Source organism: Arthrobacter sp. Soil762 (assembly GCF_001428335.1).
Taxonomy (GTDB): Bacteria; Actinomycetota; Actinomycetes; order Actinomycetales; family Micrococcaceae; genus Arthrobacter.
Genome location: NZ_LMSG01000019.1, coordinates 346,845 through 367,587, shown reverse-complemented (window position 1 = coordinate 367,587; position 20,743 = coordinate 346,845). Strand labels below are relative to the sequence as shown.

At 66.1% G+C, this 20,743-nt stretch carries 20 protein-coding genes and 4 pseudogenes; 10 read left to right on the top strand and 14 right to left on the bottom strand.

Annotation, left to right across the window (positions count from 1 at the left end):
• Positions 1 to 10 precede the first annotated feature (10 nt).
• Positions 11 to 251, top strand: a pseudogene (locus ASG77_RS22655) (integrase catalytic domain-containing protein); the annotation flags it as partial.
• Here the strand turns inward: ASG77_RS22655 and ASG77_RS22650 are convergent.
• Both ASG77_RS22650 and ASG77_RS15670 read right to left on the bottom strand, forming a co-directional pair.
• A pseudogene (locus tag ASG77_RS22650) lies at positions 246 to 377 on the bottom strand (M18 family aminopeptidase); the annotation flags it as partial. The pseudogenes ASG77_RS22655 and ASG77_RS22650 sit on opposite strands and share 6 nt — an antisense overlap.
• Positions 378 to 392: 15 nt before the next feature.
• On the bottom strand, positions 393 to 1,811 hold the full coding sequence (locus tag ASG77_RS15670) for an amino acid permease (protein ID WP_056347125.1): 1,419 nt from the start codon (positions 1,809 to 1,811) through the stop codon (positions 393 to 395).
• 379 nt (positions 1,812 to 2,190) lie between these two features.
• Between ASG77_RS15670 and ASG77_RS15665 the strand changes: the two are divergent.
• The 5 genes and pseudogenes from ASG77_RS15665 to ASG77_RS22645 form a co-directional block, all read left to right on the top strand.
• Positions 2,191 to 2,484, top strand: a pseudogene (locus tag ASG77_RS15665) (AAA family ATPase); the annotation flags it as partial.
• A gap of 781 nt (positions 2,485 to 3,265) precedes the next feature.
• Entirely contained in the window at positions 3,266 to 4,609 is a 1,344-nt protein-coding gene (locus ASG77_RS15660; RefSeq protein ID WP_056347123.1) for a diguanylate cyclase domain-containing protein, read from the top strand.
• A gap of 296 nt (positions 4,610 to 4,905) precedes the next feature.
• Entirely contained in the window at positions 4,906 to 5,358 is a 453-nt protein-coding gene (locus ASG77_RS15655; protein WP_056347120.1) for a DUF4383 domain-containing protein, read from the top strand.
• A gap of 116 nt (positions 5,359 to 5,474) precedes the next feature.
• A complete protein-coding gene (locus tag ASG77_RS15650; RefSeq protein ID WP_235564607.1) occupies positions 5,475 to 5,750 on the top strand; it encodes a hypothetical protein in 276 nt (91 codons plus the stop codon).
• Positions 5,695 to 5,835, top strand: coding sequence for a hypothetical protein (locus ASG77_RS22645; protein ID WP_235564602.1), 141 nt, complete (start codon positions 5,695 to 5,697; stop codon positions 5,833 to 5,835). The genes ASG77_RS15650 and ASG77_RS22645 overlap by 56 nt, the downstream gene beginning before the upstream one ends.
• Positions 5,836 to 5,951: 116 nt before the next feature.
• On the opposite strand, the gene ASG77_RS15645 is transcribed toward ASG77_RS22645, so the two are convergent.
• On the bottom strand, positions 5,952 to 6,263 hold the full coding sequence (locus tag ASG77_RS15645; RefSeq protein WP_056347118.1) for a hypothetical protein: 312 nt from the start codon (positions 6,261 to 6,263) through the stop codon (positions 5,952 to 5,954).
• A gap of 267 nt (positions 6,264 to 6,530) precedes the next feature.
• On the opposite strand from ASG77_RS15645, the pseudogene ASG77_RS15640 reads away from it, so the two are divergent.
• Positions 6,531 to 6,815: pseudogene (locus ASG77_RS15640) on the top strand (alkaline phosphatase D family protein); the annotation flags it as partial.
• A gap of 268 nt (positions 6,816 to 7,083) precedes the next feature.
• Here ASG77_RS15640 and ASG77_RS15635 read toward each other — a convergent pair.
• Together ASG77_RS15635 and ASG77_RS15630 are read right to left on the bottom strand one after the other, a co-directional pair.
• Complete coding sequence (locus ASG77_RS15635) at positions 7,084 to 7,926, bottom strand: esterase/lipase family protein (protein WP_056347368.1); 843 nt, start codon at positions 7,924 to 7,926, stop codon at positions 7,084 to 7,086.
• 467 nt (positions 7,927 to 8,393) lie between these two features.
• A complete protein-coding gene (locus tag ASG77_RS15630) occupies positions 8,394 to 8,693 on the bottom strand; it encodes a hypothetical protein (protein ID WP_056347114.1) in 300 nt (99 codons plus the stop codon).
• A 227-nt stretch (positions 8,694 to 8,920) separates the two neighbouring features.
• On the opposite strand from ASG77_RS15630, the gene ASG77_RS15625 reads away from it, so the two are divergent.
• Complete coding sequence (locus ASG77_RS15625; RefSeq protein ID WP_056347112.1) at positions 8,921 to 9,706, top strand: GntR family transcriptional regulator; 786 nt, start codon at positions 8,921 to 8,923, stop codon at positions 9,704 to 9,706.
• A gap of 36 nt (positions 9,707 to 9,742) precedes the next feature.
• Here ASG77_RS15625 and ASG77_RS15620 read toward each other — a convergent pair whose 3' ends face one another.
• The 3 genes from ASG77_RS15620 to ASG77_RS15610 all read right to left on the bottom strand — a co-directional run bounded on the left by ASG77_RS15620 (position 9,743) and on the right by ASG77_RS15610 (position 13,541).
• Complete coding sequence (locus tag ASG77_RS15620) at positions 9,743 to 11,023, bottom strand: S8 family serine peptidase (RefSeq protein ID WP_056347109.1); 1,281 nt, start codon at positions 11,021 to 11,023, stop codon at positions 9,743 to 9,745.
• A 62-nt stretch (positions 11,024 to 11,085) separates the two neighbouring features.
• Positions 11,086 to 12,090: a nucleoside hydrolase gene (locus ASG77_RS15615; RefSeq protein ID WP_056347107.1), complete on the bottom strand. Its 1,005-nt coding sequence runs from the start codon at positions 12,088 to 12,090 to the stop codon at positions 11,086 to 11,088.
• A 32-nt stretch (positions 12,091 to 12,122) separates the two neighbouring features.
• A complete protein-coding gene (locus ASG77_RS15610) occupies positions 12,123 to 13,541 on the bottom strand; it encodes an MFS transporter (RefSeq protein ID WP_056347105.1) in 1,419 nt (472 codons plus the stop codon).
• A 142-nt stretch (positions 13,542 to 13,683) separates the two neighbouring features.
• On the opposite strand from ASG77_RS15610, the gene ASG77_RS15605 reads away from it, so the two are divergent.
• Together ASG77_RS15605 and ASG77_RS15600 are read left to right on the top strand one after the other, a co-directional pair.
• Positions 13,684 to 14,550, top strand: a complete 867-nt coding sequence (locus ASG77_RS15605; RefSeq protein ID WP_056347103.1) for a ribokinase — start codon at positions 13,684 to 13,686, stop codon at positions 14,548 to 14,550.
• A complete protein-coding gene (locus tag ASG77_RS15600; protein WP_056347101.1) occupies positions 14,547 to 15,047 on the top strand; it encodes a GNAT family N-acetyltransferase in 501 nt (166 codons plus the stop codon). The genes ASG77_RS15605 and ASG77_RS15600 overlap by 4 nt, the downstream gene beginning before the upstream one ends.
• 246 nt (positions 15,048 to 15,293) lie before the next feature.
• Here ASG77_RS15600 and ASG77_RS15595 read toward each other — a convergent pair whose 3' ends face one another.
• From ASG77_RS15595 to ASG77_RS15570, 6 genes are read right to left on the bottom strand one after another with little or no spacing between them, the layout of a single operon-like run.
• A complete protein-coding gene (locus ASG77_RS15595; protein ID WP_056347099.1) occupies positions 15,294 to 16,055 on the bottom strand; it encodes an HpcH/HpaI aldolase family protein in 762 nt (253 codons plus the stop codon).
• A gap of 39 nt (positions 16,056 to 16,094) precedes the next feature.
• Positions 16,095 to 17,072: an aldo/keto reductase gene (locus ASG77_RS15590; RefSeq protein WP_056347098.1), complete on the bottom strand. Its 978-nt coding sequence runs from the start codon at positions 17,070 to 17,072 to the stop codon at positions 16,095 to 16,097.
• A complete protein-coding gene (locus ASG77_RS15585; RefSeq protein ID WP_235564573.1) occupies positions 17,072 to 17,971 on the bottom strand; it encodes an ATP-binding cassette domain-containing protein in 900 nt (299 codons plus the stop codon). The genes ASG77_RS15590 and ASG77_RS15585 overlap by 1 nt, the downstream gene beginning before the upstream one ends.
• Positions 17,968 to 18,891, bottom strand: a complete 924-nt coding sequence (locus ASG77_RS15580; protein ID WP_056347094.1) for an ABC transporter ATP-binding protein — start codon at positions 18,889 to 18,891, stop codon at positions 17,968 to 17,970. Before ASG77_RS15580 ends, ASG77_RS15585 begins: the two co-directional genes overlap by 4 nt.
• The gene (locus ASG77_RS15575) at positions 18,888 to 19,808 is read right to left on the bottom strand and encodes an ABC transporter permease (protein WP_056347092.1); all 921 of its coding nucleotides are present in this window, start codon (positions 19,806 to 19,808) and stop codon (positions 18,888 to 18,890) included. The genes ASG77_RS15580 and ASG77_RS15575 overlap by 4 nt, the downstream gene beginning before the upstream one ends.
• Complete coding sequence (locus ASG77_RS15570) at positions 19,805 to 20,740, bottom strand: ABC transporter permease (protein WP_056347090.1); 936 nt, start codon at positions 20,738 to 20,740, stop codon at positions 19,805 to 19,807. The genes ASG77_RS15575 and ASG77_RS15570 overlap by 4 nt, the downstream gene beginning before the upstream one ends.
• Positions 20,741 to 20,743 lie beyond the last annotated feature (3 nt).

The following is a 20,743-nucleotide window of genomic DNA, read 5'->3' as shown; positions in this document are numbered from 1 at the left end:
ACAAATTACCCAGTACCCGATGCACATGGTCAGCTTCGACTTCCCGTCCGACGTGACCTCCTGCGGCCCGCACATCCGCTCCTTCAACGTCATCGACGACTACACCGGCACCGCGCTGGCCATCATCCCGCGCCGGGTCGTTCAAAGCCACCGACGTGGTCGCGGTGCTGGAGAACATCATCGCCGAAACCGGCACCGCCCCGACCTACGTCAGGTGTGACAACGGGCCGGAATTCAGCATCACGTCGTTGGAAACAAACTTCACCCGGGGCATCCGTGGTGTAGCGCTGGTTGGCGTTGATCTTCAGCGGCGGTCCGCCGTTGAGCGCCGGCCGGTTGGCAAGGTCGTGCCGCTCGGGGTAATTAGGGTGCGGTGCCGTGGGGCCGGGCGCCTACGACATCGTGCCGGCGCCGACGCTGGCTTCCTCGCCGGCCACTTCTTCTCCGGGGACGGCGGACTTCCCGCCGACCGTCCGGTATCGCCAAAGGCCAATCCCGACGACGACGGCAGCGAGGGCGAGTGAGAGCAGCAGCGACTCCCGGGTCGATTCCAGGATCACCATGCCGATCAGCAAGGCGACGATGCTGACGATGGCCACCCAGGTCAGGTACGGGAAGAGCCACATCTTCAGCTGGAGGTCCTTGGCGGCCGCGCCCATCCGGCGGCGCAGGATCAGCTGTGAACTGGCGATGACGAGCCAGACGAACAGGGCGATGGCGCCGGAGGTGTTGACCAGGAAAAGGAACACCGTGTCCGGGGCAATGTAGTTCAGGCCGACGGTGATGAAGCCAACCACTGTGGAGGCCAGGACCGCGGCGGCGGGGACGCCACGCTTGGAGATGCGCATCCACGACGTGGGGGCGTCGCCGCGGCGGGAGAGCGAGAAGAGCATGCGGCTCGCCGTGTACAGGCCGGAGTTCAGGCAGGACAGCACGGAGGTCAGCACCACGATGTCCATGATGGTGCCCGCGCCGGGGATGCCGAAGAGCTCGATCACGGCCACGTAGGGGCTCTTGGCCACCGAGGCTGAGTTCCAGGGCAGCAGGGTGACCACGATGGCGATGGAGCCGATGTAAAACACCAGGATGCGCCAGACGGTGGACTTCACGGCTTTCTTCACAGCATCGACCGGGTTCTCGGATTCACCGGCGGCAATGGTGGCGATTTCGGCGCCGAAGAAGGAGAACACCACCACCAGGATGCCCGCCAGGACAGCTCCCGGACCGTTGGGCAGGAACCCGCCGTTTTCGATGAGGTTGCTCAGTCCCGGGGCAGGGACACCGGGGACCAGGCCGAGGATCGCCGCCACACCGAAGAGCAGGAACAGCGCGATCGCGGCAACCTTGATGGAGGCGAACCAGAATTCGAACTCGCCAAAGGACTTCACGGACCGCAGGTTGGTGAGCGTGAGCAGCACCATCAGGATCAGGGCCCAGACCCACTGGTCGATGCCCGGCACCCAGCGGTGCATGATGGCCGCCCCTGCCGTGGCCTCGATACCGAGCACGATGATCCAGAACCAGGCATAAAGCCAGCCGATGCTGAAGCCCGCCCAGCGGCCCAGGGCCTTGTCCGCGTAGGTCGAGAAGGAGCCGGTTTCAGGGTTGGCCGCGGCCATTTCACCGAGCATGCGCATGACCAGGATGACTACGAGACCCGCCGCCGTGTAGGCAAGGAGGATGCCGGGACCGGCCTGCTGGATGGCGGCGCCGGAACCCACAAAGAGTCCGGCGCCGATCACGCCGGCGATGGCGATCATGGACAGATGCCTGGGTTTAAGGGATTTCGAGAGTTGCTGGTCAGCCTGCATTAAGCGCCGTCCTTCGTGGGGGGTGTCGGCCCGTCCGTCATGCCTGGCATGATGTGCGGCGGACCACAGTGTCGTTTCACCCTAGACCGGGCCGTCCCCCGCCTGCTCTGTGCAATCCCACAGTTGACGCCGCACCAAACCGGACGGGACTCCAACAAGGAGGCGCAGAAGGCAATTAAAGTTGCCTCACAGGCAAATCCGTAATGTGCCTGAAACCACTGTTTCAGGCTCCTGGCGTCAGCAATCCGGGTTGCTGGCACCACGAGGCCGGTTTCATCAGCCGTGCCGGGCCTCTTCACCGGTGCCCGCGGCATCGGCAAGACCGTCATGCTGGGAGCCGCCCATAACGTGGCCCGTGAACATGGATGGACTGTGGTCCTTCCCCCAGCTCTACAGCGGGGTCGGATTCGCCCACGAATACCGTCCCATCGAACAAGAAGAACTTCATTTCGTCCTGCAGCGCCGCTAGCACAAACTAGGCCACGCCCTGGACCCCGACTTCACCGATGCCCAGGCCATTGCCGCGGTCGCCCGCATAACCAGGGGGAACTTCCGCCTCATCGACCGGCTCTTCACCCAAATCGAACGGGTCATGAAAATCAACGAACTCAGCACCATCACCGACAACGTCATTGAGGCGGCACGCTCAACCCTTGACATCGGAATCAGCTAAACCGCCAAACCGAGCTGTGAAAAAACCGCCGTTGCGAACTAACAGTCACAGCCGGCTGGCCCAGGAGCTTGGCGACGTTCCTTCGACAGGCCGACATGATCGACCTCCATGCCGCAGCGCAGGGCGGCCACGGCCACCGGCGGCTACCCGTTCCTGCTCCAACTCGTTGGCTATTTCCTGTGGCGGGAAGCCGAAACTCATGATGCTTCCCACTCCCCCGCCGCCGTCGATAGAGCCGTCGCGGCAGTACCTGCGCAAGAATCCTCCGTCCTGAGAAACGTGCTCCCTCAGCGCGTTTCATGAACCGCTGCGGTACCATCTGCTGAATAGATAAGGTGCACCGGCCGATCGTTGCCGATCCGCACACCGGTCGGGCTGATCTGCCATCGGGATACGCATGTGGATTGCGAAGACAGACAGCATCGCGGGATTGCCCCACGCAGTCCTTCACCATGCCCAAGGTTCAGTGCTCATTTCCCGGCGCGACACAGCAGGACAAGACGCGCAGGAGAACTGTAAGCCGTTACGGTTTGGGAGGCCTGGTGATCGAAGGCCCCGATATTGGCCCGGGTATGCCACTGACAACGACGCTCCAGACCTCAACTCACCGGCGACTACACCTGGCCACGCACCAACCAGATCAAACCCGGCAGATACAGACGCAGATACAGACGCAGATACAGGCCCGCTATCACGTCCGGCGAGACTTTAGCTTCGGATTTTTCGCTAATTCACAAGCCACCCCAATTTAGGCATAACTTCACCCGCTCCGAGGACGCCCATGAATAGAGCCACCACCGCGCCGCGCTCCTTTAGCCTGCAGCGTGAATGGTCCGGGGCATTCACCCTCATGCTGCTGGCCCTGTTCGTCGGGGCGGCAGTCACCGTCGTCGGGGTCCGGTTCGTGGTGAACGAGATGGAAGCTGCGAACGGGCGGCTCCAGGCCGAATACGGCAGCGTCGCGGACCTGGCCGCTGCCCTCGATACGCACCAGCAGCTGGGACACCAGCTGCTGGCGGCGACGCCCGTGAACAGGGAGGCGTTTGTCCTGGAACAGCAGGACATCGAGGACCTCTTCCGTGCGGCTTCGGCACTCAAGGCGGCGGACGAAGACCGGCTTGAGGCCCTGTCAGCGGCGCACCAGGAATGGCAGGCCGGACTGGAGAACGCCGGCTTGTGGCGTGACCAGGCACTGGACCTCACGGGGAGCAATGTCGAGCACGCCGCTGCCTTCGCGGCCGCAAACTCCACCGTGCGTGCGCACCTGGCCGCCGCCCAGCAGTCCTCGCTCCAGGCGCTGAACAGGGGACTCGTGGACACGCGCGAACTTGAAGGGCTTCTGGTGATTGGCCGGTTCGGGCTGTTCGTTGTGGCCATCGGCGCCACCCTGTACTTCCGACGCCGGATGGTCAAAGACCTGATGCGGCCCGTCAACAGCCTGCGCAGGGGTGTCCTGAAGCTGCAGTCCGGCGACTTCAGCCACCGCCTGGACGTGGCCCGGCGGGACGAACTGGGCGAGGTCGCCGTGGCGTTCAACGGGATGGCCGTTGCACTCCAGGACAGCCACAAAGCCCTGACGTACCGGGCCACACACGATGACCTCACCGGGCTCGCCAACCGTGCAGCCCTGGCCGAGCGACTGCTGGCATCCTTCGAACCGGACAGCGACCGCCGGACCCGGCACGAGGGCCTGCTGTTCATCGACATCGACGATTTCAAGGACGTCAACGATTCCCTGGGCCATGAGGGCGGCGACGCGCTGCTGGCGCAGCTGGCCGAGCGGCTGAGGGCCAGCGTCCGCAGCCACGACCTGGTGGCCCGTCTGGGCGGCGACGAGTTCGCCGTCGTCGTTGTGGATAACGACGACGGCACTCCGGCAACGGGGCCCGTCGCCGAACGGATCTACGAAGCCCTCAGTGAGCCGTTCGTCATCGGTGACCGGTCGCTGCGGGTATCGCTGAGCATGGGCGTCGCGCAGCGCACAGCGGACACGGCGGACGTGACGGAGCTGCTGCGGCAGGCGGATTCGGCCATGTACCGTGCCAAGCACGGGGGCAAGGCCCGGTACGAAATCCACGGCGGGTCAACCCCGGTGGTCGAGCCTGTCGATACCGTCGGCGGCTGAGCCCGGCAGGCCCGACCACCGGTGAAAGCGGCCGAGGCCTGGCCATCGCCGCCTTTTCTCGCTTCAAACTTCACCAGCTGGATAACGCCCGCCGGCAATCGGTGACGCCGGCGACCGACTGGGGCTCGAAACCCCCGGTGGTGGAGCCCGCGGAAACTTGGGAGTGCACTCCAGAATAATTTCTGAACAACCCATCCGACATGCGGTTGCGCCCGAATAGCTGGCATAACCCCTTGGGTCGGCAGGAAAGAAAGCCCCGCTGATCCATAAACACATATCGCATTCAGGAGATCACCATGGCAACGCACACCGGCACCCGAACGTCAGCCCGCACCAACGTCCAGAAGGCATCGATAGTTGTAGGTGCAGTGTTCCTGCTGGTCGGCGTCCTGGGCTTCGTTCCGGGAATCACGGCCAACTTTGATGAACTGCACTTCGCCGGCCACCACTCCGAGGCAATGCTGCTGGGCCTCTTCCAGGTCTCGGCCCTGCACAACATCGTCCACCTGCTCTTCGGCGCAGCGGGCATCGCCCTTGCCAAATCTGGAGCCGGCGCCCGCTCCTTCCTCCTCTACGGCGGCATCATCTACCTGGTCCTGTTCGTCTACGGCCTGGTGGTCCCCCAGGATTCGGCCGGCAACTTCGTCCCGTTGAACGGTTTCGACAACGTCCTGCACCTGCTGCTCGGCGTCGGCATGGTTGCCCTGGCCGTGATCCTCACCAAGGGCCACGCCAAGGCACGCTCCTAGCAACTCCCCGGGCAGCAAACCCCGCCACATCGACGGTTATGGCCCCGGCTGCAGCTCCACGCTGCTGCCGGGGCCATTGCCGTTCCCGATCTGGCGCCCGGGCGTAGCATCCAACCATGGAACCAATTCGGGCCATCCTTCTTCCCGGGAGCGTGCTCCCCGCCCAGCCTGCCTACGGTGCGCTGATTGAGGCGCTGGGACCTGGCGTCGACGCCGTGGCCAAGGACCTGGAACTCTACGCGGGCGACGCTCCCCCTCCGGGCTGGACCCTGGACACCGAGGCCGTCGGCGTCCTCCGCGAGGCGGGGGGTCCGCGGCTGGAAGGCGTTCCATCTGGTGGGCTACTCGGGCGGCGGCGCCGCGGCGCTGGCCTTTGCCGCCAAACACCCTGAGCACCTGCTGAGCCTGACCCTGCTGGAAGGTGGAAGGGAAGATCCAGCCGCGTGTGGATCTTCGCCTCGGTGGGGAGCATTCTGATCCTGCTCAGCCTGCTGATCGCGGCCGGGCTACTGGCACCGTCCAGCTAGCCGTTCCGCCTCAGGAAGTGCGGATTGGGGCAGTTTCCCGGAACGGAGCGCCTGCACTCGTCAGGGTCATGGCCCGGCGACGAGAATATCCTCAATGGCTTCCTCGCAGCCTGGTACGTGCGTGCCGGCATGGACCTTCGAGAACTTGCTCACAACCTGGCCCATGTTGTCGAAACCGAAGACAGTGGCGGCACCCTTGATATCGGTGATGATGCCGGCAACGGCGCCCGGGCCGTCGGCGACTGCATGGTCCGAGATGCCGAGTCCGGTGCAGGCAGCATGTTCGTCGGCAATCTCGGCTGAAGCCGGGGCAGCGCCGGCAAAAAGCACCGCCAGTACTGCGGCGGCGACGGCAGCGGAGGAACGTTTAGTGTTCATGGATATCTCCTGAAAATAGGGCTTCGGCGAAGCCCCGATATCCACGGCGGAGAGGATACAGAACCCCGCCAGTGACGTTATTCTCCGCTTACGGGATGGGCGCCGCAAGAGGTTTTTGAAACAAGGACGCTTGAGCGAACCAACTGTTCTTGTCACGCAGTTTGTGGCTTAAATCGCTTGGTGGCTGCATTCTGTGATCGCTCGGTGGCGCACACCGGCCCGTATGAAGATCCTGTTCAAGGGGCGCCTTGGCCTGCCTCCGAGGGCGTGAATTGCAGGAACGGGTTACGGGCGCGCAGATCCCTGATTTCCACCGGCCTCGGGGCCAGCCTCGTCGCCGCCCTCCCGGGTGCCGCCGTCGCCGTTTCCACAGCGGACGACGCCGGTCTCCGCACCGATCCGTTCCTGCTGGGCATCGCCTCCGGCGGGCCGTGGCCGGATGGCTTCGTGATCTGGACCCGCCTGGCGCTGGACCCCCTGGACGGGGACGGCCTGCCCGCACGCCCGCACGCCCGGATCGAAACCGCCCACTCCGTCCACGTGGAGCTGAAAGAGTAACGCGACGACCAGCTCGCCGGCGACGGCTGGAAGAAGAACGTCACCGAACGCCTGGCTCCGCCCGCAGACCGGAAGGAACGGTTCAAGGAAATCCCTGCATCGGTCCGCGCTGCCTACCGGCTTGTCGGACGCAGGATGTATCGGAAACAGTACTCGACACTCTTTCCGGGGCGCGAGGTTCCCGAGACGCTGTAGGCCTGCGGCACCGTCTGGTTGCTGTCAGCCTCGCCGTTCGAGCCCTGGACTCACGCCGGCACAACGGCTAGAAGCAGGCGGGCTGGTAGGCCGGGTCTGCCGGGCCGGACGGGTTGCCTAGCGCATGCGCTACGGTCTGGTGCACCACGGGGTCGTTCGGCGTCTGGTCGTGTTCGAAGAGATCGGCCGGGCACTTGTCCTGGATGGTGATGTTGGTGACCTGCCGGGCCGGACCGTTCAGGAACTGGCTGTTATAGGGAATGACCACTTCGTCGTAAACCGTGGAGATGACAGTGTAGGAGGGTCCCGCTACGGTGTCGCCCATGGAGTTGAGCTCTTGCATGAACGCCGAGCCTGCCTGCTGATCGGCGCAGGCAGCACAGCCCAAGCCGGTGAAGTCCGGGTCCTGGACGAAGCCCGGCGGCGGGACAATCACACCTTCAGTCCCGTGGCTGGAGGGTGCGATGCCGATGAGCTGACGGACGTACTTGGCCCCGCCGAGGAAGCCCATGTAGTAGCGGGGCATCATGCCGCCCTGGCTGTGGCCCACCAGGTCCACTTTCTTCGCTCCGGTGGCAGCACGTACCGCGTCCACAAACGGGGCGAGTTCCTGCGCCGACTCGGCCACCGGCGCGGTGGCATACACGCCATTGGTCTCGCCGTAGTTGAGGGCGAAAACGCAGTACCCGGCGCTCTTGAGGTACGGCGAGAGGGTGGACCAGTTCTTCTCCATGCTCTCGAACGTTCCCGGTACCAGGATGACCGGATAGGGATGCTCGGCGGTTGGTTTGCAGGACCAGTCGTTGGCCCCCGGCGGGGAAATCTCGATCGCCTGGGCGGGAGCCGCAGCCAAGGAAGTGGCGAGGACGGCGGCAGCCGAAACGGACAGGGCCCGAATAACGAATGACATGGAAACCTCTTTGTTCATGTGTCAACAGGGGCGGCCGGTAGTGATGGTTCTGGGTGTTGATCAGGTACCGGCCGGGTTTTCCATGCTACGCAGCACACCCGTCGTTGCGGAGCCGGGTTGCACAGACGTGCGCCAAAAAAGCCTTATAAAGCGGTGCGCTCTCCGCCGAGGCCAAAACCCTCAAAACCAGCGTTATTACTGGTGGGTAGCGTATGCGTCGGCGCCGGGACTGAGAAAACCCGTCAGGGCTGCTGCACAAATGTGCACTACCTGCGGAAAATAGCGCCGCATCGGCGAACTGCGGTGACGGACGACGGCGTCGGCCCGCCCGGGCGTGGAACTCCAGCCCGAGGGAGGTGCGTTGAATGCTTCGGTCCGGAGCGGCGATCGTGAACTGGAGCTTCTTCCACGGCCGCACCAGGAAGAGGGCACCCGTGGCCGAAGACAGGTCAAGCATGGGTGCCGGACTATGGCCGCTTCCGTCCCGTAAGACCGAGCAGTGCCATGGCAACCGCCAGGGCAAGTCCTGAGGCTATGACCGGCGTGGTTTCCTTGTGGGGCGCCGGAACGATTCCCTGGTGATCCGCTCCCACAGGAGCAAATCCGGGGCAGTGAGCGTCCCGCGCTCCTGCCAAGCTGCCGCGCCTCCGCTTGGAGCCGTTGAGCTGCTCGGCGGTTAGGCCGAGAAGCTTGCGCCACGTGACCAGCTGCTCGCCGATTGTGCGCGCAGTCCGCTGCGTCTTCAGGGACGTTCTCTTCGTGGTCATGCTTAGATCGTGAACCCATAAGGGTTATAAATGTGATCCTTAAGGAACTTTGTGGTCATTATTATGATCATTAATCGTCTCAAAGAATTCGCTCCCGGACGGCTTCAAGAACTCCACCCAGCGCTGGGACATCCTGGGCAAGCAGGTACAAAGCCACCCGCGCCTTGTCCAACAAACGCGTCACACCGGTAGGCTGGGAATTCCCAGACCACGAAGCGAGGCATTACGTGCACGAGGACGCCGTCCGGTTCCTGTCGCAGCCGGTGCAGGCCCAGCCCGGCTCACCCCTCCGCGTGGCGGTGTACTCCCGGATAGCCGAGGCCATCCGTAACAGCCTCCTGACGCCCGGCTCCATGCTCCCCACCGAAACCGAGCTCGGCGCGGACATGAAGGTCAGCCGCACAGTGGTCCGCGAAGCACTCATGTTGCTCGAAGAAGACGGCCTCATCCGGGCCCGCCGCGGCGTCGGCCGGTTCGTCGCCGACACGCTCCCCCGCACCGGCATCGAGCGGATCCGCCCCTTCGAGGAAGTCCTCGGCGGCCCCGGCCAGCACCTCGAAATCAAACGCATCCAACGCGAGCGGCAGCCCGCCTCCGAATTCGTCGCCCCCGGCGTCGGCGTCGAGCCCGGCGCCGACTGCTGGCTCTGGGAATCCGTCCTGATCCGCGACGGTGAGGCCATCGCCCACCTGCAGGAAAACATCTCCGCCCTGCCGATGAGCCTGGGAAGCGGTTCCGCCGCCGCGCCGCTGGACATAGAGGACGACGGCGGCAGCACCCTGCTTGCCTCCCTGAACAACCGCTTCGGTAAGGTCCTCGGGCCCGGCGAGTGCCAGATCAGCCTGAGCCAGGTGGGGCCCAGCCGCGCCAAGCTGCTGGACCTGCGGGCCGCGGATCCGGTCCTCGTGCTGACGCAGTACGTCAGGCACGCGAACCGGCCCTTCTACTTGGCCAAGTGCCTCATCCCGGCACGCGCCGGGCACCTGTCCGTAATGCAGTCCCTCCAGTCCTAGGCTCGAGGACCGGAAACACCCGGAAGCTACACGAAGCTACCGGACACAACCAACTGCATCGCAGGCGTTCACGAGGCCATTGGCCGCCCAGTACGGGTCAGTGCCGAAAATAGAATCGTCCGCGGATGATTCGACTTTTGCGCGGACTGATGCGTTTGCGGTGCCCGCAGGCGTCGTGCTCCAGACAAGCGCGGCAACGCCGGCGACGATGGGTGAAGCCATCGAGGTACCGCTGGCGATGTCGTAACCATGGGAGCGGTTGTACGGCTCGGCGCCCAGGACAAAGGATCCGTTCGGGAAGGTCGAGTACACGCTGACACCGGGCGCTGCGACATCCACCCACTTGCCGTACGTCGAGAACGACGCCTTGGCATTCCTGTTGTCGGTGGCGGCGACGGCAATGACGTTGGGGTAGGCGCCCGGGTAGATCTTGGCCTGGGTATCGGCATTGCCGGCTGCGGCAACGATCACCACCCCTGCCTTCCAGGCGTTATTGACGGCAATTTCCAGGGTCCGTGAGGAAACACGCTGCCCTAGGCTCATATTGATGACCTGGGCACGTTCACCGACGGCCCAGCTGATGCCTTTGGCAATGCTCGAGGTGGACCCGGACCCGTTGTCGTTCAGGACTTTGCCGTCCAGGATGTCGCAGTCCGGGCACACACCGGAGACCCCAACCGAGTTTTTGATGGCAGCAATGATGCCGGCGACGTGGGTGCCATGGCCGTATTTGTCCTCATCGGTTGCCGCATCGCTGTAGTTAACGTGTGCAACAACCTGTGATGAGATGTCGTCATGGCTGTTCGTGACTCCTGTATCGAGCACAGCCACCCTGATGCCGGCACCCGTGATGCTGGCACCGGTCGTCTTCGTCCACGCTTCGACGGCGTCCACGTCGGCGTCTGGCGTACCCCCGGCCACTTTTACTCCCATCGTGCTGGTAAATTCCTGGCCAGTGTTGTGCAAGGCGTACTGGCTGGGGAAATAGTCGATGTTGGGCTGATCGGTAGCTACCGTCACCACATGGTCCGGCTCGGCGTATTCAACGTTCGGGTTCCGGCTGAGGGCGTCGATAAGCTGCAGTTCCTTGCCGGCCGGGACTTTGATCAGAAGGGCGCCGGTGCTGCCAATACCGGCGCCCTCGCTGAGGCCGTGCTGGCGCAGTACGCCGGCTGCCGCTGCTTTGTCGCGGAACTTGACCATGATTTGCCCCGCGATGTGCGGCGGCTCGGGCGCTGCGTTCCCTGGGCCGGCGAAGGTGATGGCGCCGAGCCCCATCATGAGCGCCGCGAAACCGGCGATAACTGTTTTTTTCATGGAGTTATCTTGCGCCTGCCCGGACCGGCTGGATAGTGGTTGCGGAAAAGTCTGCGGATATTTCAGGCGGCCGCCGCACCCGTGGCGGGTGCCGCCGTCGTGCTTTCAGAGAAGGACAGCAGCGTCTCCACCAGGTGCGGCGCGAAATCCCCGTCAAGCGAGAGCACCACCCGGCACCGGGCGCCGGGCTGCTCCGGGTAGCCCAGGTAGGAGCCGCGCAGGTCGCAGACGGTCTGCCCGCGGCCGGGACCGTCAGTGGTGTCGACGGCGGCATGCACCACCGGGGCCACCGCGGCTTTGACGCCGCCCACCGCGAGCGCCGCCGCCAGCGGATCGTGCATGGCGGAGCAGGGCCGGCCGAAGATGCCCTCGTAGAACCGGAAGTAGTAGCCGAGCATCTCCCCCAGCGCCTGCGGCACCGGGCCCGAAGACAGCAGAAGCTCCTGCCGGTGGCTTTCCTCCAGGACGTTGGCCATGGTCACATCCAGCGGAACCAGAGTGACGTCCCAGTCGGCAGCCAGGACTTCGGCGGCGGCCTCGGGGTCGTTGTGGATGTTGGCCTCGGCCACGGCGGTGATGTTGCCCGGGACCAGGGCGGCGCCGCCCATGATGGTGATCCCGTGGACGAGTGCGGGCAGGGCCGGTTCCAGCCGGAGGGCTTCGGCGATGTTGGTCAGCGGGCCGATGGCGAGCACCCGCAGCATGCCGGGGTGCTCGTGGGCGAGCCGGACCAGCATCTCGGCCGCGGACTTGGGCGCCAGTCCGGCAGACGCCGTCGTCAGCGAAACCCCGCCGATGCCGTTGTCCCCGTGCACCCACGGCGCCCCTCCCCCGAACTCCCCGGCCAGCGGATCGTGGGCGCCGAGCGCCACGGGAATGTGCGCGTGCCCGGCGAGCTGGAGCAGGTCAAGGGTGTTGCGGGCGCCGACGGCGGCGCTCACGTTGCCGCTGACGGTCCCGATGCCCACCACGTCGGCAGTGGGGGCGGCCAGCAGGTAGGCCAGGGCGAGGGCGTCGTCGATCCCGGTATCGCAGTCCAGGTAGAACGGGTGGCTGGTGGTGGTCATGGCGGTGATTCTCGTTTCGTTGGTGGGGAGGTTCAGAGCTTTTCGCCCTTGGGGGCGGCGACGAAGAGGCTGACGATGAACGCGGCGGCCGTGATGGCAACCGAAATCCAAAGGGCGGTGGCGTAGCCGGCGGCGGTGGCCTGGGCGGCGAAGGGTGCCACGAGGACGACGCCGAGGCTCGCGCCGATGCCGAAGGAGGCACCGTTGATGCCGGGCAGGGCAGCCGGGGCTTCCTTGGGTGAGAGCAGGACGGAGAGCCCGTTGATGGCGGTGAGGAACAGACCGTTGTAGAAGATGCCGAGGGCGGCGACGGCGATCAGGACGGCCACCTGGTTCTCGGAGAACGTGGCCGCTGCGATGGCGCAGACCAGGCTGAGTCCGGTGCCGGCGCGGAGGGTTTTGATCCAGCCGCGGCGGTCGGCGAGCCAGCCGGCAAGGGGTGCGGCGAAGACGCCGATCAGCGCGGCTGGCGTGAGGAACAGCAGCGCGGAAACTGATGCGGTCAGCCCGAAGCCGGCGCCGGAGTCCTGGCTGAGGAGCACCACGGTGAAGTTGATGATGGCGAAGATGCCGGCGAGCGTCAGGACGGTGGTGGCGATGACGGGCCAGACCTGGCGGGAGCGCAGGTGGTGGACTGCGATGAGCGGGTTGGTGCGTCGTTTCTCGATCATCCAGAAGGCGGCGAAGGATGCGACGGTTCCGGCGAGCAGGCCCAGGGTGCTGGGGGCGGTCCAGCCGGCGGCCGAGCCGCCGGAGACGAAGTAGGTGATGAACACCAGGAACACGGACAGGGAGCCGGCTCCCCACCAGTCCATGGCGCCGCGCACGCCCTGGGGGCGTCCAGCGGGGACGATTTTGATGATGCAGGCCGCGGCGATGGCGGTGAGGACCAGGACGACGACGAAGATGGACCGGAAGCCGAGGGTTTCGGCCATGAGGCCGCCCACGTAGCCGTCTACTCCGCCCACTCCCCCATTGATGGCGGCGATGATGCCCACCGAGGTGCCGAAGACCTTGGCCTGCAGGTTCTCGCTGAGCACGATGTAGGCAAGTGCAAAGACGGCGCTGGAGACGCCCTGCAGGAACCGGCCGGTGATGAGCAGCGGCAGGGTGGGGGCGGCGATGCAGAGGATGGTGCCGGCGCCCATGATGCCGAGCACCAGCAGCAGCGCGGCGCGGCGGCCGATGAAGTCGCTCCAGCGCCCGATGACGGGCCCGGCGATGGCGCCCGCCAGGAAGAACATGGACTGGACAGGCGCGGCACTGTCGGCGCTCTGGCCGAAGCTCGCGGCGATCTGCGGCAGCGCGGGGGTGACCATGCTGGCGTTGAGCTGGAAGGACAGCACGCCCAGCAGCAGGGTGGAGATCAGCAGGGCGGCACGGCGGCCGGCGAAGGCGGGCTGTTCCGCGCTGACCGGCGGGGAGGCGGTGACCGGGGTGGGGGTGTTCACATCAAACTCCTTTGTTCGAGCTGGATCGTCCGGAATGGCGACTCGAGTTGTTATACAACCATGTATGACGCACAAGTACAACCATGCCGTACACTATTTCCTAATCCGGCCGCTTCCGGCTTCCCCTCGAGAGAGACTTCCCATGAGCAATCGACTTCCTGCCGTCACCGTCGTCGGCAGCATCAACCTGGACCTGATCGCCACCGCCGCAAGGCTCCCGACGGCGGGCGAAACCATCGGCGGCGCCGTGCTCTCCGAGCAGCCCGGCGGCAAGGGGGCCAACCAGGCCGGGGCGGCCGCGCGGCTGGGCGGGAGCGCGCGCATGGTCGGCGCCGTGGGCAGCGACGCCCAGGGGCAGCGGATGCTGGAGGCGCTGGCGGGTGCCGGCGTCGGTACTGCTGACGTCGCGGTCCTTCCCGGGGCGACCGGGACGGCACTGATTGTGGTGGACCGCGACGGCGAGAACCAGATCGTTGTGTGCCCGGGCGCCAATTCCAGCCTCTCCCTGGAGGGTGTGGAGTTCGGCCCCGACGAGACGGTGCTGTGCCAGCTGGAGGTGGGCCTGCCCGTGGTACTGGAGGCCGCGCGCCGTTCCACTGGCTTCTTCGTGCTGAACGCGGCGCCGGCCATGGACCTGCCCGCGGAGCTGCTGGAGCGATGCGACCTGGTGATCGTCAACGAGAGCGAGTACGCCCTGATCCCCGCCCTCGCCTCGGCCAAGCTCGTGGCAGTGACGTACGGCAAGGACGGCTCGGCGATGTTCAAACACGGGCGGAAGGTGGCCGAAGCCCCGGCCGCTGCCGTGAGCGTGGCGAACACGGTGGGCGCCGGCGACGCGTTCTGTGCCGCCCTGGTCCTGGCCCTGCGGCAGGGGTTGGACTACACCCATGCCTTGGCCGTGGCCAACGCTGTGGGAGCGGACGCCGTGGGCGATCCCTCCTCCCAGCCGGACTTGGCACAGCTGGGCCATTACGTGGAGCGGGCCGCCGCAACCGCAGGCGCGCGGTGAGCGTCGCACTCAGGCGGGCGGCGCCGTCGGACTTTCCGGACGTCCGGCGCATCACGCGCGATGCCTACCTGCGGGCCGGGCACTTCGCCGCGGACCACCCCTATATGAGCGTGCTGGAGGACGTGGAACACCGCGCCGAGCACGCACAGGTGTGGGTGGCGGAGGCCGCCGGGCGGGTGGTGGCGGCGGTGACACTGACGTTCGCCGGCCAGCCGTACAGCGAGATCGCCGCCGACGGGGAGCTGGAGTTCCGGATGCTGGCCGTGGACCCGGAGTGTCAGGGCGGCGGCGTGGGCCGCGCGGTGGTCCGCAAGGTGGTGGAGCACGCGCAGTCGCTGCCCGGCATCAGGGCCATCAGCATCACGAGCGCGACGTTTATGGGACGGGCACATGCTCTTTACGAATCCCTGGGTTTCCAGAGGGTTCCGAAGCGCGACTGGTACGTGCCCGGCGAGGACGTCCTTCTCTGGGTGTTCCGCCTGGAGCTGCAACGATAGTTGCCCGCCGCTTGAGCCTGCCGATCAGGGCAATTCCCCCCGGCCCCGCCGTCCGACCGGTCAGGAACCCCAGGACCCTCTCTCACTTCCCGCACGTTTTTGGGCAACCCTCTCTCACTTTCTGGGAGGAGCCTGCGTGCGCAAAGTGAGAGAGGGTTTGGGGAAAACGCGCAGGAAGTGAGAGAGCGTTGGAAGGGGCAACTGGGATCCGGACAGGCCCGATCGCCGCAGTCTCCATCACCCCGGCTACTCCCCGCGGGCCCTGGAAAGGTGGTTCGCGGCCGCGATTTCCAGGTGTGTCAGGTCAGACGCCACGGTGACGAATGTGAAGCCCTCCGCGATCCGCTGGCGCGCGATCTCACCGCTCGCTGTGTGAATGGCTGCGATTACGCCGGCGGCCTGTGCTGCCTCGCGGATGGTCACCAGCGCGGCGTTGAACTCCTCGGCCACGTCGGGGTCGTTGGGGAACTTGCCGCCCACGGCCAGGCAGAGATCGGACGGGCCGATGTAGACGCCGTCGATTCCGGGCACGGCGCAGATTTCCTTCACGTTCTCCAGGCCCTCAGGCGTCTCGATCATGGCAAGGCACAGCACGGTGGCGTCGGTCTCGGCGGGCACAGGCCCGATCCGGAGCGCGGACCGCATGGGCCCATAGGAGCGCATGCCGTGGGGCGGGTAGCGCACGGCCCGGACTGCGGCGGCGGCTTCCTCGGCGTTGTTGACCAGCGGCACGATCACTCCGGCAGCTCCGGCGTCCAGCGCCTGCCCGATGAAGGCCGCGTTGTTGGACGGGACCCGGACGATTCCGGCAGCCCCGGCGGCATCAATCGCCATCAGGCCGTGCAGCCAGCCGGAATAACCCATCAGCCCATGCTGGGCGTCGAGGGCCACGTAGTCATAGCCCAGCCGTGCCACGCGCTCGGTCGAGACCGGTGAGTCCAGGACCACCCAGTATCCGACGACGGGCTCATTGGCTCGGGCTTTTGCGGCAAACGATGCGGCAGTCATGGCAGATTCCTCTTCAGTTAGTAAAGACGTGCAAGTGGGCTAGCGGTTGTAGTTGGGCATGGGCCCGCGGATTTCCGCGGCCACGGCATCACAGACGGCCACCACATCTTCCGGCAGCGGGCCCTTCGCGGCCGCGGCGATGTTGGTCTGCAGCTGCTCCAGCTTGGAGCCGCCCAGCAGGATGGAGCCCACGCCGGGCTTGCTGAGCAGCCAGCGGAAGGACAGCTCCGGCAACGGCAGGCCTGTGCCGTCGGCAATGACACCGAGCTGGCGGACCGCCTCGAAGAGCCGGGGGTCCCAGTATCGCTGCTTGTACATCTCGGCCAGCCGGGAGCTGCCGAACCGGCCTTCGGTGGGTGATTGCGCAAAGGTGTGTTTGCCGGTGAGGAGCCCGCCGCCGAGCGGGTTGTAGACCATGGTCAGCAGCCCGGTGTGCTGGGCGAATTCCAGGTATTCGTCCTCGATCCGCGTGGCCAGCAGGTTGTACAGCTGCTGCGCCACCACCGGCCGCGGCACCCCGGAGCTGTCGGCTGCCGCGTTCAGCTCGCTGACTTGCCAAGCGGCGAAGTTGGACACGCCCCAGGCGCGGATCTTGCCGTCGCAGATCAGTTGTCCGACGACGGCGAGCGTCTCTTCCATCGGCGCCTTGCGGTCCGGCTGGTGCAGGTAGAAAAGATCCAGCCGGTCCGTGGCCAGCCGCCGGAGGCTGCCCTCCACGGAACGCCGGAGGCCCTCCGCCGACAGGGGCGAGTTGTCGCCGGCGTCCGCGTGCGGCATCCCGGCTTTGGAGGCGAGGACGACGGCGTCGCGGTGGGCGGGCAGGAGCTTCGCCAGGATTTCCTCGCTGGCGCCGCCCGCGTAACCGTTGGCGGTATCCACCACGGTGATGCCCGCCTCGAGCGCGGCCGCCAGCATGCCGGCGGCCACCTCTTCCGATGCGGTGTCCCCGAAGGTCATGGTGCCCAGGGCAAGCTGCGAAATGGGAAGCTCCAGGCCTGCCACGTTGGTTCCCTGCATCAGCTTGCTTCCTCCATCAGTACGGGCTCGCCCTGCGGCGCCACCTTGTTCAGTCTTGAGACCAACTCGCGTGGTTTGCGGCCGGTCATGGTCAGCGGATCCAGCGCCGCGGCCCGCAGCGCCCGGGTGTAGGGGTCCCGGGGCCTGGTGAGGACCTGTTCGGTGGGTCCCTGCTCCACGATTTTGCCCTTGGACATGACCACCACGTGGCTGCTGCTTTCCCGCACCACCCCGAGGTTGTGGCTGATCATCAGGTAGGTGAGCCCGCGGTCCCGCTGGATGTCCGCAAGGAGCTCCAGCACCTGTGCCTGGACCGAGACGTCCAGCGCGCTGGTGGCTTCATCACAGACCAGCAGTTCCGGCTTGGAGGCCAGCGCCCGGGCGATCCCGATGCGCTGGCGCTGCCCGCCGGAGAACTCAGCTGGACGTCGCCCCAGGGCAGAGGCGGGCAGACCCACCTGGTCAATCAGTTTGGCCGCTTCCGCCCGGCGTTCCTTGCCGGACCGGACGCCGCGCAGGATCAGTGGTTCGGCCACAATGTCCTCAGCGGTCAGGTGCGGATCCAGCGAACCGTAGGGATCCTGGAACACCATCTGCACCTTGGACCGGAGAGGCCGCAGCTGCCGGGCAGGCATCCTGGCGATGTCCTGGCCGTTAAGCAGGATCTCCCCGGAGGCGGGCGTCAGCAGCCGCACAATGGCCTTCGCGATGGTGGACTTGCCGCAGCCCGACTCCCCCACGATGGCCACGGTGCTGCCGCGCGGGACGTCGAAGCTGACATCGTCCACCGCGCGGAAGCTGGTGCGGTGGACGGCGTAGTCCACGGTGAGGTTCTTGACGGACAGCACCAGGTCCTGCCCGGCCGCCTTTGCTGGCGGGGTTTTCAAGGGTGAACTCACGGGTGTGCTCCGTTCAGTGTTACCGGGCTGGTGGTTGCCTGGCTGGACGTTGCCTGGCGGACGGTTGCCTGCTGGTCGGTTGCGTCCGGCGACGGCGGGCCTGCTTCGAGCGGGTCATGGTGCGGTTCCCCGTCCCAGTGCCCCAGCTTAGGCACCGCAGCGAGGAGTTTCTTGGTGTACTCCGTCTGCGGGTGCTCAACGATCTGTTCCACTTCGCCGCTTTCCACGAACTTTCCGTCCTTCATCACGTGGATCCGGTCCGAGACCAGCCGCGCCACGCCCAGATCGTGCGTGATCATGAGGATGGCCACGTGGGTCCGTTCCTGCAGCTCCATGAGCAGGTCCAGGATGCCGGCCTGCACGGTGACATCCAGCGCGCTGGTTGGCTCGTCGGCCACCAGCAGGACGGGGTCGACGGCGAGCGCCATGGCGATCAGGACTCGCTGCAGCATGCCGCCGGAGAGCTGGTGCGGGTACTTCTTCAGCTGCACGGCCGGCTCGGGGATGCGGACCTGTTCCAGGAGCTCCACGGAACGCCGGTTCAGGTCGGTTTTGGAGGCGGACTTTTTCCGGAGGATCGCCTCGCCCAGCTGCCGGCCGATGGTGTGCACCGGGGACAGCGCAGTCATGGCGTCCTGCGGGATCAGCGCCACGGACCGGCCCCGAAGCTTCGCGAACTTGCGAGGCTCAGTCACCACGTCCACGCCGTCCAGCACGGCGTGGCCGGAGATAACGGCGAGGTCGTCCGGCAGGAGCCTGAGGAGGCCCATCGCCGTCGTACTTTTGCCGGAACCGGACTCACCGATAATGGTGACGGTCTGTCCGGCGTCGATGGAGAAGCTGATGCCGTCCACGGCGCGGATCACGCCGGCGGTGGTCATCAGTTCGATGGAAAGGTCCCTGACCTCCAGCACGCTCATGAAGTGGCTCCTTTCCGGCGCCGTACGCGGTCCCGCAGGCCGTCGGCCAGCAGGTTGACACCCACCACCAGGATGGCGATCACGGCACCCGGGAGCGTCACGATCCACCAGGAGGTGGTGATGAAGTCCTGGCCGTCGGAGATGATCCGGCCCCAGGTGGCGAAGGGCCGCTGCGGGCCGGCGCCGAGGAAGCTCAGCGCGCTTTCCATCAGCACCGCGGTGGCCAGGAGCAGCAGGACCACCACAATCACCTGGTTGATGACGTTGGGGATGATGTGCTTCACCAGTGTGGTGATCTGGGGAAGGCCCAGGACCTTGGCCGCCTGGACGTAGGGCTTTTCGCGTTCCACCAGCACCAGCGAGCGGGTGAGGCGGGCGGGTTCCGGCCACTGGGCGATGGCGATCACGAAGGTGATCACCGGGATGGAGGGGCCGAACAGCGCCACCACGAGCAGGAGCATCATGAGCAGGGGCAGCGAGAGCTGCGCCTCGATGAGGCGGGACACCACGGCGTCCACCCAGCCGCCGAAGAATCCTGCGAGCGCGCCGAGGACCACACCCACGAGGCCGGAAATTACGACGGCGAGCACACCGATGGTGAGCGACACCTGGCCGCCGTGCAGCACCCGGGAGAGGATGTCCCGGCCCAGCTGGTCGGTGCCGAACAGGTGGTCCGGGCTGAACGGGGGCAGGAAGCGGGAGGTGATGGCTTGGGCGTCCACGTCAGGCAGCGGAAGGACCTGGGCCAGGATGATCGGCAGGACCACCACGGCCGTGAGGAAAGCGCCCAGCACGATCTTCACCTTGGCGGAGCGTTCCCGCCGGGCAGCCGAGGAGCGGCGGAGGAGCCGCTTGGTCACCGCGGTGGTCCGCCTCATGCTCTCGGCGGCCATCGGGATTTCGTTGACGGTACTCATGCGACGGACACCTTTCCGAGCCGGACCCGGGGGTCAAGCAGCGGGTAACACAGATCGATCAGCAGCTGGACGCCGACGGCGAGCACGGACGTCACCAGGACCGTGGCCTGGATCAGCGGGTAATCGCGGGTTTCGAGCGCCCGGACCACCAGGGAACCCAGTCCTGGCCAGTTGAACACCACTTCAACCACAACCACGCCGTTGAGCATGCCGGCGAACCGGGTGCCCAGGGTGGTGAGGATGGGGATGGAGGAGTTGCGCATGGCATAGGCCCAGGTGAGCTTCTGCTCGCCGGTGCCGCGGGCCCTGGCCACCGTGAGGTACGGGGCGGCCATGTTGGTGCCCACCTCGCGACGGACCATCCGGGAAACCAGCGCGATCTGCAGGATGGCCACCGTGGTGACGGGCAGGACCACCCCGGACCAGCTGGTGAAGCCGGAGGACGGGAAGATGGGGAACACCACCGCGAACAGGGTCAGCAGCATGATGCCGATCCAGAAGTCCGGCATGGACTGCCCGGCGATGGTGAGCACGTTGACGCCGAGTTCACGCTTGGTGTCGGCACGCTTGGCCATCCAGACCCCCAGCGGGATGGCCACCACGATGGCGAGCAGGATGGCGAGTACCGCCAGGAAGATGGTGTTGGGCAGCCGGGACATCACCACTTCCAGGGCGGGTGCCTGGAACGAGTAAGACTTGCCGATGTTCCCGGCGCCCAGTTCCTTGAGGAAGATGCCGTACTGGGTCAGCAGGGGTTCGTTGAGCCCCATGGAGATCCGGATTTTTTCGAGGTCCCCGGTGGAGGCCAGCGGCCCGGCCAAGGCGTAGGCCGGGTCGCCGGGAGCCATCCGGATCAGGACAAAGACTGTGGACACGGTCAGGAAGATCGTGAGCAGGCTCTGCCCCAACCGCTTGGAGACATATGTGAGCATGTG